Annotated in this window: 12 protein-coding genes and 2 pseudogenes; 4 read left to right on the top strand and 10 right to left on the bottom strand. The window is 73.8% G+C overall.

From position 1 onward, the window contains the following. Positions 1–23 precede the first annotated feature (23 nt). The 5 genes and pseudogenes from EV383_RS15170 to shbA form a co-directional block, all read right to left on the bottom strand. The gene (locus tag EV383_RS15170; protein WP_242623113.1) at positions 24–1,163 is read right to left on the bottom strand and encodes an endolytic transglycosylase MltG; all 1,140 of its coding nucleotides are present in this window, start codon (positions 1,161–1,163) and stop codon (positions 24–26) included. Further along, positions 1,160–1,324 (bottom strand): hypothetical protein, encoded by a 165-nt coding sequence (locus tag EV383_RS31205; protein WP_165438358.1) that lies wholly within the window; start codon positions 1,322–1,324, stop codon positions 1,160–1,162. Before EV383_RS31205 ends, EV383_RS15170 begins: the two co-directional genes overlap by 4 nt. After that, a complete protein-coding gene (gene ruvX / locus EV383_RS15165; protein WP_130290517.1) occupies positions 1,321–1,752 on the bottom strand; it encodes a Holliday junction resolvase RuvX in 432 nt (143 codons plus the stop codon). The genes EV383_RS31205 and ruvX overlap by 4 nt, the downstream gene beginning before the upstream one ends. After that, positions 1,749–4,415 (bottom strand): alanine--tRNA ligase, encoded by a 2,667-nt coding sequence (gene alaS / locus EV383_RS15160; RefSeq protein WP_130290516.1) that lies wholly within the window; start codon positions 4,413–4,415, stop codon positions 1,749–1,751. Before alaS ends, ruvX begins: the two co-directional genes overlap by 4 nt. Before the next feature lie 319 nt (positions 4,416–4,734). Continuing rightward, positions 4,735–5,256, bottom strand: a pseudogene (shbA, locus tag EV383_RS15155) (RNA polymerase sigma factor ShbA); the annotation flags it as partial. A gap of 534 nt (positions 5,257–5,790) precedes the next feature. On the opposite strand from shbA, the gene EV383_RS15150 reads away from it, so the two are divergent. Next, complete coding sequence (locus tag EV383_RS15150; protein WP_130290514.1) at positions 5,791–6,888, top strand: S1 family peptidase; 1,098 nt, start codon at positions 5,791–5,793, stop codon at positions 6,886–6,888. Between the two features lie 34 nt (positions 6,889–6,922). On the opposite strand, the gene EV383_RS15145 is transcribed toward EV383_RS15150, so the two are convergent. Together EV383_RS15145 and EV383_RS15140 are read right to left on the bottom strand one after the other, a co-directional pair. Then, on the bottom strand, positions 6,923–8,296 hold the full coding sequence (locus EV383_RS15145; protein WP_130290513.1) for a replication-associated recombination protein A: 1,374 nt from the start codon (positions 8,294–8,296) through the stop codon (positions 6,923–6,925). Positions 8,297–8,351: 55 nt separating this feature from the next. Then, positions 8,352–9,371, bottom strand: coding sequence for a hypothetical protein (locus tag EV383_RS15140; protein ID WP_130290512.1), 1,020 nt, complete (start codon positions 9,369–9,371; stop codon positions 8,352–8,354). A 190-nt stretch (positions 9,372–9,561) separates the two neighbouring features. Between EV383_RS15140 and EV383_RS15135 the strand changes: the two genes are divergently transcribed. From EV383_RS15135 to EV383_RS15125, 3 genes are read left to right on the top strand one after another with little or no spacing between them, the layout of a single operon-like run. After that, a complete protein-coding gene (locus EV383_RS15135) occupies positions 9,562–9,759 on the top strand; it encodes a hypothetical protein (protein WP_130290511.1) in 198 nt (65 codons plus the stop codon). A 49-nt stretch (positions 9,760–9,808) separates the two neighbouring features. After that, a complete protein-coding gene (locus tag EV383_RS15130; RefSeq protein WP_130290510.1) occupies positions 9,809–10,294 on the top strand; it encodes an Lrp/AsnC family transcriptional regulator in 486 nt (161 codons plus the stop codon). Between the two features lie 10 nt (positions 10,295–10,304). Next, positions 10,305–11,459, top strand: coding sequence for an aminotransferase class I/II-fold pyridoxal phosphate-dependent enzyme (locus EV383_RS15125; RefSeq protein ID WP_130290509.1), 1,155 nt, complete (start codon positions 10,305–10,307; stop codon positions 11,457–11,459). Positions 11,460–11,682: 223 nt separating this feature from the next. Here EV383_RS15125 and EV383_RS32190 read toward each other — a convergent pair. The 3 genes and pseudogenes from EV383_RS32190 to EV383_RS15110 form a co-directional block, all read right to left on the bottom strand. Next, positions 11,683–12,294 (bottom strand): annotated as a pseudogene (locus EV383_RS32190) (GDSL-type esterase/lipase family protein); the annotation flags it as partial. Positions 12,295–12,429: 135 nt separating this feature from the next. Continuing rightward, positions 12,430–13,614 carry a hypothetical protein gene (locus EV383_RS15115; protein ID WP_130290507.1) on the bottom strand — a complete coding sequence of 395 codons (1,185 nt, stop codon included), beginning with the start codon at positions 13,612–13,614 and terminating at the stop codon, positions 12,430–12,432. A gap of 10 nt (positions 13,615–13,624) precedes the next feature. Then, the gene (locus EV383_RS15110) at positions 13,625–14,566 is read right to left on the bottom strand and encodes a DUF389 domain-containing protein (protein ID WP_130290506.1); all 942 of its coding nucleotides are present in this window, start codon (positions 14,564–14,566) and stop codon (positions 13,625–13,627) included. Position 14,567: the final 1 nt, after the last annotated feature.

Here is a 14,567-nt window from a genome sequence, read left to right as displayed (position 1 = left end):
CCGTCGATGCGACGGATCCGGGCTCAGAACGCCCCGGCCTCGCGGGCACGGGCCACGTTGGCCTGGTGCTCCGGGAACGTCACCGCGAAGCAGGAACCGCCCTCGGTGGTGCACCGGACGAAGAACAGCCACGGCCCGGGCGCAGGCTCCCGCGCCGCGGCCAGCGCCGCGTCGGACACCGAGCTGACCGGCGTCGGCGGCAGTCCGGTGTTGAGGTAGCTGTTGTAGGGCCCGGGGGTGCCGCGGGCCTCGGACGTCGTGCGCAGGGCCTGCACGTCGAGCGGGTAGTTGACGGTGGAGTCGAGCTCCAGGCGCTGCCCGGCGAGCAGCCGGTTGGAGATCACCCGGGCGACCTGCGGCATGTCCCGGGCGATCGCCTCCCGCTCGACCAGCGACGCCCGGATGAGGGTCTCGTAGGAACCCTCGCCGCCGAGGCCCGCGCTCTCCAGCCGCGGCACCGACGTCGTCAGGACGCTGCGCAGCACCTGCACCGGGCCACCGGTCGGGTCGAGGTCGTAGGTGCCGGGCGCGACCAGTCCCTCCAGGCGCCGGTTCGGTGCGGCCCGGGTGTACCCTGCCTCGGCCCAGTCCGGGACACCGAGCGCCTCCGGAGCGGCCTTCGCCATCGTCGCCCGCAGCGTCTCGACGCTGAGGCAGCGACGCTGGGACTCCTCACCGACGCAGGTCGCCTCCGAGATCTGGCTCAGGACGCCCGGGGTCACGGTGCCGTTCGGCGCCTTCGTGTCGTCGAGCTGGATGCCGCCCTTGACGTCCATGAACCCGACCCGGGCGTCCGGGTCGAGCAGCGCGGTGGCCGCCGCGTCGCCGGACATCAGCTCGCGCATCTCGTAGTAGCCCGGCTGCACCCTCTGGATGTCGGGCTGCTCAGAAGCCGCGTCGACGAAGGCGGCCCGGCTGGCGACCACGCCGCGGCCGAGGAGCATGTCGCCGATCGCGCTCGTGGAGTCGCCCCGCTCGATCCGGACCACGACGACGCCCTGGCCCTCACCCGGGTAGTCCTCCGGACCGACGAGGTAGAGGGCCGCGGCGACCACCGCCGCGCCCGCGAGGAGCGCCGTGGCCAGCAGCAGCAGCCGTCGACGCCACTGGCGCTCGACCGGGGCCCGGTGACGGACCGGCTGGGCGGTCGCCGGGCCGCTCACGCCTCGCTCGCGGGCCGGGTGGGAAGGGGAAACCGGTCGATCGTCGCGAACTCACCGGCTCCGGTCACACGGTCGAGGGTATCGGCACGCAGCGTCCCGCCGCCGACCGCATCCGTGATGTCGATCTTGTGTGGACGGTCCGGCGCAACGTCGCTGGTCAACGGCCGCGGGTCTGGTCGAGCCAGCCCTGCAGGATCGCGACGGCCGCGACCTGGTCGACGACGGCGCGTTGCTTGCGCCCCTTGACCCGTCCGGCGAGCTGTCGCGTCGCGACGACGGTCGTCATCCGTTCGTCGGTCATCTCCACCGGCACGTCGACCGCTCGGCGCAACGTCTCGGCGAACTCCAGCGCCGCCTGCGCGGCCGGCCCGTCACGCCCCGCGAGCGTGCGCGGCAGGCCGAGCACGATCGCCACGGCGTCGTGCTCGGCCACCAGCTCGGCGATCCGGCGCGCGTCCGCGCCGCCCTCGGCGTCACGCGGCACCGTCTCCAGCGGCGTGGCCAGGATCCCGTCCGGGTCGCAGAGCGCGACCCCGACCCGGACGGCCCCGACGTCGACGCCCAGGCGTCTCCCCCGCGTCCAGGTCATCCCCGTACGGCGGTGCGCAGTGCCTGGATGGCGGCGTCGATCCCGGACGGGTCGGTGCCACCGCCCTGCGCCAGGTCCGGCTTGCCGCCCCCGCGACCGCCCACGGCCGGGGCGAACGACGGGATCAGCTTCCCGGCGGCCAGCCCGTTGTCCCGCGCCGCGGCCGTGGTGGCGACGACGAACGAGACCTTCCCGGCGTCCGGGTCGGCGGAGAACAGCGCGACCACACCGGGCCGGGCGCCGAGCTTGCCGCGCACGTCGGACGCCAGCGAGCGCAGGTCGTTGCCCTCCACCCCGGGCGGGGCGGTGACGGCGACGAGCGCGGTGCCGTCGAGGTCCTCGGCGTTCTGCGCGAGCGCGCCGGCCGAGGCCAGGACGGCGTCGGCGCGGTGCTTCTCCAGGTCGCGCTCGGCCGTGCGCAGCCGCTCGACGATCCCCTGGATGCGGTCCGGCAGCTCGTCGGGACGGGCCTTGAGCTGCTCGGCCAGCTGCGAGACCAGCACGTGCTCGGTGGTGGCGTGCTTGAACGCGTCGATGCCGACCAGGGCCTCCACCCGGCGCACCCCGGAGCCGATCGAGGCCTCCGACAGCACCCGGACCAGGCCCAGCTCGCCAGTGCGGCGCACGTGCGTGCCACCGCAGAGCTCGCGGGAGTAGTCGCCCATGTCGACGACGCGGACGCGGTCGCCGTACTTCTCGCCGAACAGCATCATGGCGCCGAGCTTGCGGGCCTCGTCCATCGTCGTCTCGTAGGTCTGGATCTCGCGGTCGGACTGCAGGACCGTGTTGACCTCCTCCTCGATCTCGGACAGCGCCGCGGGCGGCACCGCTCCGGTCGGGGAGGTGAAGTCGAAGCGCAGACGTCCGGGGGCGTTGAGCGACCCGGCCTGGGCGGCGGAGGTGCCCATCGCACCGCGGATCCCGGCGTGCACCAGGTGCGTCGCGGTGTGCGCGCGGGAGATCGCACCGCGACGGGCCGGGTCGACGTGCGCCTCGACGTCGGCGTCGAGGGTGACGGTGCCGGCGGTGACCGTGCCCCGGTGCACCCGCAGGCCCGCGACCGGGGACTGGACGTCGTCGACGCGCACGGTGAACGAGGCGCCGGACAGCGTGCCGGTGTCGGCCTGCTGTCCACCGGCCTCGGCGTAGAACGGGGTGCGGTCGAGGATGACCTCGACCTGCTCGCCCTCCTCCGCGGCCGGCACCGAGGCGCCGTCGCGCAGCAGCCCGACGACGCGGGCCTCCGAGGACAGGGTCTGGTAGCCCAGGAAGTCGGTGCCGCCGTGGGTGTCGAGCACGGCGCGGTAGACCGAGGCGTCGACGAAGCCGACCTTGCGGGTCGCGGCGTCGGCCTTGGCACGCGTGCGCTGCTCGCCCATCAGCTCGGCGAACCGGTCGCGGTCGACCGACAGCCCGGCCTCGGACGCCATCTCCAGCGTCAGGTCGATCGGGAAGCCGTAGGTGTCGTGCAGCGCGAACGCCTGGTCACCGGGCAGCGTCGAGCCGCCGGCGCGCTTGGTCTCCTCGACGGCGGTCTCGAAGATCCGCGACCCGGCCGAGAGGGTGGACAGGAACGTCTCCTCCTCGGCCCGGATGACCGCGGAGATCCGCTCGAAGTCGCTCGCCAGCTCCGGGTAGGTGGGCGACATCGCGTCGCGCACGACCTCGGCGAACGCGCCCAGCACGGGCTCGGTGATGCCGAGCAGACGGGCGGAGCGCACGATCCGGCGCAACAGGCGGCGCAGCACGTAGCCGCGGCCCTCGTTGCCGGGCGTCACGCCGTCGCCGACGATCATCACACCGGAGCGGGCGTGGTCGGCGATCACCCGGAAGCGGATGTCGTCCTCGGTGTTGCTGCCGTAGCGCTTGCCGGAGAACTCCTCGGCCTTGGCGATCACCGGGCGGACGAGGTCGGTCTCGTAGACGTTGTCCACGCCCTGCAGCAGGAACGCGACGCGCTCGACGCCCATGCCGGTGTCGATGTTCTTGTGCGGCAGCGTGCCGATCGGCGGGTTGCCCTTCTTCGGGGACAGCTCGCCGCGCTCGTCCTGCATGAAGACGAGGTTCCAGATCTCGAGGTAGCGGTCCTCGTCGACGACCGGGCCGCCGTCGGCGCCGAACTCGGGTCCGCGGTCGTAGTAGATCTCCGAGCAGGGCCCGCCGGGACCGGGCACGCCCATGTCCCAGTAGTTGTCCTCGCCGTCGCGGCGCTGGATCCGCTCCTCGGGCAGCCCCGCGATCTCGCGCCAGAGCTCGATCGCCTCGTCGTCGGTCTCGAAGACGGTGACCCAGATCCGTTCCGGGTCGAACCCGTATCCGCCCTCGTCCGGCGAGCCGGTGACCAGGGACCAGGCGTGCTCGATCGCGCCGCGCTTGAAGTAGTCGCCGAACGAGAAGTTGCCCGCCATCTGGAAGAACGTGGCGTGCCGGGTGGTCTTGCCGACCTCGTCGATGTCCGGGGTGCGCACGCACTTCTGGATCGACGTCGCGCGCGGGTAGGGCGCGGGGACGTCACCGAGGAAGTAGGGCTTGAACTGCACCATGCCCGCGTTCACGAACAGCAGGTTCGGGTCCTCGAGGATCAGCGACGCGCTGGGCACCGACGTGTGGCCGGCGTTCTCGAAGTGGGCGGTGAAGCGGCGGACGATCTCGTGGGTCTGCACCGGAAAACTCTCGTGACGGGTACGGCACTCGGCAGATGTCGATCACCGTACGGCGGGCGCGGGCGGGGCTGGCACACCTCGATCGCCACGCGCGTGGAGATCGGGGTCCAGGTTACCCGCCGGTGCCGGGCCGTTCCGCCCGCGGTGGCCGGGCCACCGCGCCGGGCGCCGGGCCGTCCCGGGCAGGGCGTCAGACGGCGACGGCGACCCGCTCGTCGGAGGAGCGCTGCGCCGGGACGGAGACCTCGGCGACGCGCGGCGCGGGGATGAGGGAGACGGCGGCACCGAGCGCGGCCTCGCGGCGGCCGGCGCGCTCCTCGAGCTCGCGGCGCAGACGCTGCAGGGCCCGGTGCTGTGCCACCCGGACCGCGCCGGGGGTGGAGTCGAGCGCGGCCGCCGTCTCCTCGGCCGAGAGGCCGACCGCGATGCGCAGGGTCAGGATCTCGACCTGGCGCGGCCCGAGCACCGCGAGCAGCTCCTCCAGACGGCCGTTGCGCTCGGCCTCGAGCACCATCTGCTCCGGGCCGTGGTCGGTGCTGATCCGCTCCGGGAGCTCCTCGACGGCGTCACAGCGGTTGCGGGCCATGGCCCGGAACGCGTCCGCGATCTTGTGCCGGGCGATGCCGAAGACGAACGCGCGGAACGAGACGCCGGCGAAGCGGTAGTCGGGCAGCACGGCCAGGACGGCCATGCACACGTCCTGGGCGACGTCGTCGGCCGAGCCCATCGTGGTCTCGCGGCGTCCGAGGCGGGCCCGGCAGAAGCGCTGGACCTGCGGGTGGATGCGGCCCAGCAGGGTGGCGACGGCGATCGGGTCCCCGGCCACGGCGGCGCGCAGCATCTCCGGCGAGAGCAGATCGTCCTCACGGGTGACCGGCACCGGCGGCAGGTCCCCGGACGGGTCGGCCTGCTCGGTGTCCACTGCGCTCTGCACGACGTACATCCCCATCGCTCCTCCGGCGCGCGGTCACGCGCCGTGTTCCGGCGTCGTCGAACACACCCCGTGGTCGTCGGGGTGTGACGGCGGCGCACATGGTGTAGTCCCGGAGCCGGAGCTGCGGGGTTCGTCCCGCCGGAGTCGCGTGGTCCGGACGACTCCCGGTGGCCCCGGCCGGGATCGGTGGGTCCGGATCCCGGCCGTGTTCCGGCCTGGGATCAACCCTGGTCAGGTAACGCCTGGGGGTCAATGCATATGCACAATTTGCGGTATGCCGTCCGGTCGAGTAGCGGGCCGCCGTTCGACGGCGTCCCGACGTCGTGTATCGGCACTGTCGCCTGTCATCCGACCGTGGCGATCCGTGTCGACGCGTGACCTGAACGGAGCAGCCTCGTTGAGCCGGTTACCGACCGCACCGCTCCCCCGTAAGGACTCTCCGTGCACCTGCGCCGCCCGCACCGGCCTCGCCGCACCGCGCTCGCCCTCCTCGCCGGTGTCCTGGCCGTCACCGGGACGGTCGGCGTCGGCACGGCCGTCGCCGCTCCGTCGCTCCCCCTCGACGGGCTGGACGAGGCCGCCGCGTCGGAGCTCGTCCCCGCGGTGACCACGGCCGCGGGCGGGGCGCTCGCCGGGATCTGGTTCGAGCCGTCGTCCGCCTCCGGGCCGGACTCCACGGGACGGCTCATGGTCGGGACCTGGGACGCCGCGCTCGCCCCGGCCCTGTCCGCCCTCGGCGCGACGCCGGTCGTCCGGGACGAGCCGCGCCGCGACCCGTCGGCCGCGCTGCGCACGCTCACCGAGCGGACCGCGACCGGGATGCCCGCGTCGCTGGCCGCGTTCGGTGTCGACGAGAGGTCCCAGCAGCTCGTCGTCTCCGAGGTCGAGGGGGCGCCGAGCTCACCGGTGGCCGAGCTGCTCGGCGGGCTGGACCCGTCGGCCGTGCGGATCGAGAAGGTGCCGTCCGCGCCGCGCCTGCAGGCCTCGATCGGCGGCGGGGACACGATCACCGACGGCAGCAAGCGCTGCACCGCCGGCTTCTCCGCGACCGACGGCTCGGCCGGCTGGCTGATCACCGCCGGGCACTGCACCCGCGGCTCGTCGACCTGGTACGCCGGTGCCGACCAGGAGACCATCGGGTCCGGCGCCCGCAGCGCCGGTGGCAGCACCGACGTCGGCGCGATCCCGGTGACCGGGGACTGGACGCTCACCCCCACCGTCAGCGGCACCACGGTGACCGGCAGCCGCTCGGCCGCGGTCGGGACGTCGGTGTGCCTCTACGGCTCCACCAGCGGGCGCAGCTGCGGCGCGGTGGACCGCAAGGACGTCACCGTGAACTTCGACGGGCAGCAGCAGAGCGGGCTGACCGCGGTCGCGACCTGCGCCAAGGAGGGCGACTCCGGCGGGCCGTACATCACCTCCGACGGCCAGGCCCAGGGTGTGCACACCGGCGCCGGCGGCACGAACGGCTGCACCAGCTACTTCACGCCGATCAGCACCGCCCTGTCGACGCTGGGGCTCTCGCTCAAGACCGGCTGAGCCCGCCGCCGACCGCCGATCCGCCGACCGCCGGTCAGCGGCCCCGGACGGCGCGGCGGAGCTTGGGCAGGCGCTCGGAGAGCGTCCGCTCGTTGCCGTGGTTCGTGGGGACGTAGTAGTCGCGCCCGACCAGGTCGTCCGGCGGGTACTGCTGGGTGAGGACGCCGTCCGGCGAGCTGTGCGGGTAGCGGTAGCCGACGGCGTTGCCGAGCTTCTCCGCCCCGGCGTAGTGCCCGTCGCGCAGGTGCGCCGGGACCGAGCCGACGGCGCCGGCGCGGACGTCGGACATCGCGGCGTCGATCGCGGTGATGACGGCGTTGGACTTGGGCGCGGTCGCCAGGTGCAGCGTGACCTGGGCCAGCGCGATGCGGGCCTCCGGCATGCCGACGAGCTGGACCACCTGCGCGGCCGCCGTGGCGGCCTGCAGCGCGGTCGGGTCGGCGAGGCCGATGTCCTCGCTGGCGTGCACCATCAGCCGGCGCGCGATGAACCGGGCGTCCTCCCCGGCGACGATCATGCGGGCCAGGTAGTGCATGGCCGCGTCGGGGTCGGAGCCGCGGATGGACTTGATGAACGCGCTGATCACGTCGTAGTGCTGGTCACCGGCCCGGTCGTAGCGCACCGCGACCTCGGTGACGGCCCGTTCGACGGCGGTGAGGTCCAGCTCCGGCGGTACGGCCGGGGAGTCCCCGGCGTCGGCGAGCACCCCGTCGGCCGCGGCCTCCAGCGCGGTCAGGGCGCGCCGGGCGTCACCGGCGCAGAGCCGGACGAGCGCGTCCTCGCCGTCCTGCGTGAGCGTCACCGCCCCGGCGAGCCCCCGTTCCGAGGCGACGGCGCGGTGCAGCAGCGACCGGACGTCGTCGGGTTCCAGTGACGTCAGCTGCAGCACGAGCGAGCGTGAGAGCAGCGGTGAGACGACCGAGAACGACGGGTTCTCCGTGGTCGCGGCGACGAGCAGCACCAGCCGGTCCTCCACGGCACCGAGCAGGGCGTCCTGCTGGGTCTTGGAGAAGCGGTGCACCTCGTCGATGAACAGCACGGTGGACGTTCCGGCCATGTCGCGGCGCCGGCGCGCCTCGTCGATCACCGCCCGCAGCTCCTTGACCCCGGCCGAGAGCGCGGACAGGGCCACGAACCGACGCCCGCCCCCGCCGGCTCCGGCCATCAGTCGGGCCAGCGTGGTCTTGCCGGTCCCGGGCGGGCCGTAGAGCAGCACCGACGCCGCGGCGCCGCCCTCGAGGAGGCGCCGCAGCGGGGCGCCGGACTTGAGCAGCTCCCGCTGGCCGACGACCTCGTCGAGCGACCGCGGGCGCATACGGACGGCCAGCGGTGCCGCCGCGGAGATCCGCTCGTCGGGCTCGGGGTCGTCGCCGCCCGGGTCGATGTCGAAGAGGCCGTCGGTGCTCATCGCCCACCAGCGTGCCACCGGTGCCCCGTGTGCCCGGACACCGGCGGCACGACGGTCACCGCTGCGTCAGCTCCGCGGAGAGGCGGGCGGTCGTGACCTGGCCCGGCGCCTCGTGGTGGCGCAGCTCGGCGTAGGTCACCACGGCGACCCCGACGGACAGGAGCGCGACCGGGATCGAGAGCACCTGCACGATCGGCTGCGTCCACGGGTTGGCCTCGGCGTCGCCGAGCAGGCTGATCACGACGTAGGAGATGATCCCCTGGTAGACGGCGCTGCCGACGAAGAGCAGCAGCAGACGTCCGAACGTCGGGAACCACCGCGGGTTGACCAGGCTGAAGCAGCGGCCGATCCCGTCGCGCTCGTACATCACGACGCAGGCGACGACGTAGAGCACGACGCCGAGGTAGATCCCCGGGATGACCAGCAGGACGAACCCGACGAACACGATGATCGCGGCGAGGATGCCCCAGCCCAGCAGCGGCAGGGCCCGGGAGGCGCCGAAGCGCACCGCGTCGCCGACCGACTCCGGCGCCCCGGCGGCGTCCTGGGTCACGAAGTAGTACGACGCGCCCTGGGCGATCAGCAGCGCCGCCACGAACACGACGAGGACGATGAACCCGAGCAGGGCCACCACGAGCGGCGGTGTCCCGATCACGGCCAGACCGGCCACGAGCAGGCCGAGCACGAACGGCACCGCGTAGGCCGCGACCTGGATCAGCAGCAGGGCCTTCCAGCTGCGTGCCAGCACCCCGAAGGACTTGGAGAACCACTGCTGGAACGTCGTGGCGACCAGCGGGTCGGCCGGGTCGAGCGCCCCGCCCTGGTAGCCGGGTGGCGGGTAGCCGGGGTAGGCGCCGCCCTGCGGGTAGCCGGGGTCGCCGCCCTGCGGGTAGCCGGCGGGCGGCGGGTACCCGGGCTGGCCGTAGCCCTGCTGCGGGTACGGCTGCTGCGGATACGGCTGTTGCCCGTACGGGTCCGGCTGGCCGGGCTGGTGCGGTGAACCCCCCTGCGACTGCCCCTCGTCCCCCGGGCGTCGCTGCTGGTCACCGCCATCGGATGGCGGATAACTCGTCATGCGCGACGACCCTAATCGCCTCTGTCGCCCGGTAGCGGCGATATCGGCCCCGTGCGCCCGATCGTGATCAACCGGCCACACGGCCGTCACCGGGAGCGCCACGATCGGCACCACACAGCGTTCTCCCGAACGCAACAGCGACGACGCGGCCGTTCACACCCCGGCAACGACGGTCCGGCACCGTTCGTCCATGGACCCCGTGACCCGATCGTCCTGCCCGCTCTGCGGCCGCCCGCACACCCCCGCGGACGCCCGTGGCCTGGGCTGGAGCAGCGAACACACCCCCACCGGCGTCGTCTGGATCTGCGGGCCCTGCACCCGCGTCCACCTCGTCGAGATCGAGACCGGGCTGCCGGTGCGACCGCTCGACCTGCGCGCCGTCGCCTGAGCTCGCACCGCGGACCGCGTGCCCGGAGGCGGGACGTAAGGTCGCCGGTGTGCGGGAGATCCTGGAGTTGCTCGAACGCGACGCGCAGCTGAGCCACGACACCATCGCGACGATGGTCGGCCTGCCGGTCGGCGAGGTCGACGCCCTGATCGGCGACTGGGAACGGTCCGGGGTGATCCGCCGGCACAAGGCCGTCGTCAACTGGGAGGCCGTCGAGGGCCGGGACCAGGAGGTCACGGCGTTCATCGACGTCTCGGTCGCACCGGCCCGCGGCGTCGGGTTCGACGACGTCGCCACCCGCATCTCCCGCTTCGACGAGGTCCGCGACTGCTACCTGGTCTCCGGCGGGCACGACCTGCGCTGCACGATCGTCGGCCGCGACATCCGTGCGATCAGTGACTTCGTCAGCCAGAAGCTCTCCACGATCGACCGCGTGCAGTCCACCGCGACGCACTTCGTGCTGGCCACGCACAAGCGCGACGGCGACACGTTCGCCGAGCCGGAGCCCGACCACCGCCTGCCGGTCACCCCCTGAGGGCTCGGACGTGAAGCCGCTCAACGACACCATCACCGCCTGCCCGCCGTCGGGCATCCGGAAGTTCTTCGACATCGCCGCCGAGATGGACGACGTCATCTCCCTCGGCGTCGGCGAGCCGGACTTCGTCACCCCGTGGCGGATCCGCGAGGCCGGCATCTACGCCCTGGAGCACGGCTACACCACCTACACCGGCAACTCCGGCCTCGCCCAGCTCCGCCGCCTGATCTGCGACGACCTGTCGTCGCGCTACGACGCGCACTACGCCTGGGACTCCGAGTGCCTGATCACCACCGGCGTCTCCGAGGGGCTCGACCTCGCGCTGCGGGTGCTGCTCAACCCCGGCGAGGAGGTGATCGTCCCGGAGCCCTGCTACGTCGCCTACCAGCCGTGCGTGTCCTTCGCGGGCGGGACGCCGGTCGGTGTCGCGACGCGCGCCGAGGACTCGTTCGCGATCGACGTCGCCGCGATCGAGGCGGCGGTCACGCCGCGGACGAAGGCCATCCTGATCGGCTCGCCCGCCAACCCGACGGGCGCGGTGCAGCCGGTCGAGGTGCTGCGCGACCTCGTCCGCCTGGCCGAGCGCCACGACCTCTACCTGGTCTCCGACGAGATCTACGACCGTCTGACCTACACCGGGTCGCACACCTGCCTGGGCGCGGTGCCCGGCGCGCGCGAGCGGACCGTGGTGCTGGGCGGGTTCTCCAAGGCCCAGGCGATGACGGGCTGGCGGGTCGGCTGGCTGGCCGCGCCGCGCGCGATCGCCGAGCTGTGCGTGCGCGTGCACCAGTACACGATGCTGTGCGCCCCGCACGTCTCCCAGGTCGCCGCCGTCGAGGCGCTGACCTCCGCCGAGGGTGACGTGACGGAGATGGTCGCCGACTACGACCGTCGACGGCGGGTGTTCGTGAAGGGCCTGCGCGAGATCGGCCTGGAGTGCCCGGAGCCGGCCGGGGCGTTCTATGCGTTCCCGTCGATCCGGTCCTCGGGGCTGAGCTCGGAGGAGTTCGCCGAACGGCTGCTCAAGGCCGAGTCGGTGGCCGTGGTGCCGGGCAGCGTGTTCGGCCCCTCGGGCGAAGGGCACATCCGCTGCTCCTACGCCACCGCGCTGCCGCAGCTGGAGCAGGCCGTGGAGCGGATGGGGCGGTTCCTGCAGTCGCTGTGAGGCCGCTGTCCCACCGGGTCCGGAGCCGGGGCCCCAGGCCCCGCACCATCACGGGGCCCAGGTCGCGGCCGCGGCGCACGAGCCAGGGCACGCCCTCGACGAGCATCCACAGCCCGCGGTCCAGCGCGGTGACCGGCCGTCCGCCCGCGCAGTCGGGCAGGACCGGGTCCGGCACGGCGAAGCCGGCGTCGGTCAGCAGGTCGCCCAGCCCCCGGGCCAGCAGGCGGTGCCCGAGCTCGGACGGGTGCAGGCGGTCCACGCTCCACGACGCGGGGTCGTAGCCGCCGGGCATCCGGTGCAGGTCCAGCACGCCGACGCCGTCCCGCCCGGCGACGGCGACGTCGATCGCGGCGTTGAGGGCGTCGATCCGGGCGGAGAGCGTGCGGCGCAGCGGGCCCGGGAGCCGGAAGACGCGCGCGTGGTCGTGGTAGCGCAGCAGCAGGACGTGCGCGCCGGCGTGGCCGAGGACGTCTAGGGCGTCGGCACAGTCGCGGCCGATCGCGGCGGCGTCGAAGTCCGAGCGCATCGTGTCGTTCATGCCGGCGCTCAGGACCGCGACGTCCGGGGCGAGCGCCGCGGCGGCCGGGACCTGGTCGTGCCGGGCCGAGCCCATCCGGGAGCCGGTGCGGGCCAGGACGTCGAGCCGGACCCGGTCCGGCCCGCCGAGCGCGTCGCGCAGCAGCGGGGCGAACCCGCGCCACCCTCCGCCGGGCAGCGGATCACCGAGACCGACGGCGGTGGAGTCGCCGAGTGCGACGAGATGACGGACGGGGCGCAGGTGGTCGCCCTGGGCGGGAGTCGGGGACGGTGCGGACGGGACGGTGGTCGGACGCACGCGTCCACCATCACCGCGGCCGGCTCACGCCCGGTGTGCGGACGATGACGGACGGCGGACCGGCGCGGAAATCTTTGCCCCCGCCGCACCGGGCCCTCTCACCCCGCCGAGCGGAACGCCCTCACACCGACGCCCTCACACCGCCGTGCGGAACGCCGGGAACACCGGAAGGTCCGGCGCCGCGTCGGGGTAGCGCTCGTCGAGGGCCGAGGCCACCCGCTCCGCCAGCTCCGCCGTGGCCGGACGGTCGGTGACGGCCGCGGCGGCGCCGAGACCACGCCAGTAGTGCCGCAGTGCCGAGCTGATCCGCGGCGAGCGGCCGGTGTCGCGGCCGATCGGGCCGTCGCGTTCGAGCAGGCGCGGGAGCAGCGTGAACGTGCACCACCACACCCACAGCACGTGACCGTCGGTCAGCCGCGACTCCAGCAGCTCGGAGTCGTCGAGCTCGGGCCAGACCTGGGCGACCTCGGTCCGCCACGCCGCCTGCATCTCCGCGGCCATCCCCGGCGGCAGCGCGAAGCTCGTCGGGCAGGCCGGGAAGGGGACACGGAAGTACGCCGCGTCCAGCACGACGTCGCGGAAGCAGCCCCATTCGAAGTCGACGAACCGTACGCCCAGGCTCGTCACGAGGTTGTTGTCGGGGCAGGTGTCGGCGGGGCTGAACGCCCGGAACCGGGTGCCGCCGAGCAGCCGCGCCGTCGCCCGCGCCTCCAGTTCCGCCGACGGCGGCAGCTCCACCCCGAGCACCTCGAGCAGCATCTCGGGCAGCCCGGCGAGCGCGGCGCGGGCCTCGTCGGAGATCGGGTCGCGGCGGACCTTCTCCCCCAGCCGGCGCAGCAGTGCCCCGAAGTCGTCCTCGCGCCCGGCCGTCGAGGCCTGCATCCGGCCCAGGGCGCGGGCCCAGCTGAGCAGGCCGCGCTGCGCGGTGACCCGGTCCGGGCCGAACAGCTTGTCCGCCAGGGTCGAGCTGCGCCCGAGGTCCTCCAGGACCAGCAGCCGCTGCGCCGGATCGTGGGCGATGATCATGGGGCTGGGCCGGACGTCGGCCGGGAGCGCGGTGAACAGCTGGCAGCTGGCGACCTCGTAGCGGAACGGGTCGAACGGCTCCAGGTCGCCGAGGTACTGCTTGACGACGACGCTGCGCCGGCTGGAGAACGGGTTCTGCGCCATCCGCGCCCGCGCGACGACCGAGTGGCCGCTGCCGCCGAGGTCCTCCGGGTCGGCCAGACGGACGCTCGCCCCGGCCCGGCGGCTGAGCAGCCGTTCGGCTCCGGCCACGGCCTCGGCGATCGGACCGCCGGGGGAACCCGGATCTGTCATCGGGCAGACCCTACCCCTCGGACAGGGCCCGGTCCGCCCCTCGACGCCGGCTCTGACGCCGTGCCAGCAACAGGACCGCGGCCGCGGCGACCACCACACCCACGATGTTGACCAGCAGCTGCACCAGCGAGCTGATCGCCTCGCCCCAGCGTCCCTCGACCGCGGCGACCGCCCCGTAGGCCGCCGCCGGCACCGTCGTCACCGAGATGAACACCCCGACCAGGGCCGAGGACCGCGCCGAGGTCAGCGACAGCATCCCGGCCGCGCCCGCGAGCAGCGCGACGATCAGCGAGAACGGGCCGACCTCGTAGATGAAGTCCATCTGCTCCAGCGAGTCCAGCGACCCGCTCGACATCAGGCCCGTGGCGTCGAACACCAGCGTGGCCAGCACCGTCACCAGGATCGCGGCCGGGAACCCGACCAGCAGGGCGAGCGAGCCCCGGACGACCAGGTCACGGCGGCGCAGCACCAGCCCGATCGCGACCGCGGCCATCGGGCCGAACTCCGGTCCCAGCACCATCGCCCCGACGACGGTGACCGGCGAGTCGGTCACCGCGCCGACGGCGGCGAGCAGGCACGCGATCGTCAGGAACGCCAGGAAGCTGACGGTCAGACGCGAGTCCTCGCCGGTGCGCCCGATCAGCTCGTCCCAGACCACGGCGTCCGCACCGTCGCCCGGGGCGCGCTCCTCGGCGTCGTCGGCCCGGTCCGAGAGCACCGTGTCGAGCTGTTCGAGGGTGATCGCGCCGGTGTGGTCGAGGCCGAGGTCGGTCAGCGTCCCGAGCACGCCGTCGGCGCACTCACGGGCGATGTCGGCCTCGACCAGGTCACCGGAGGGCCGGACGGCGGCGCCGGGGTGCACCACCAGGTGCGCCACCCCCGGCTCCGCCTCCAGCGCCGCGCGCACGTCCGCGGTCAGCTCCGCCGGGCTGACCACCCGCAGATGCAGCACC

The organism is Pseudonocardia sediminis (assembly GCF_004217185.1).
In the GTDB taxonomy this organism is placed as follows: Bacteria; Actinomycetota; Actinomycetes; order Mycobacteriales; family Pseudonocardiaceae; genus Pseudonocardia; species Pseudonocardia sediminis.
This window is presented reverse-complemented; position numbering and strand designations above follow the sequence as displayed.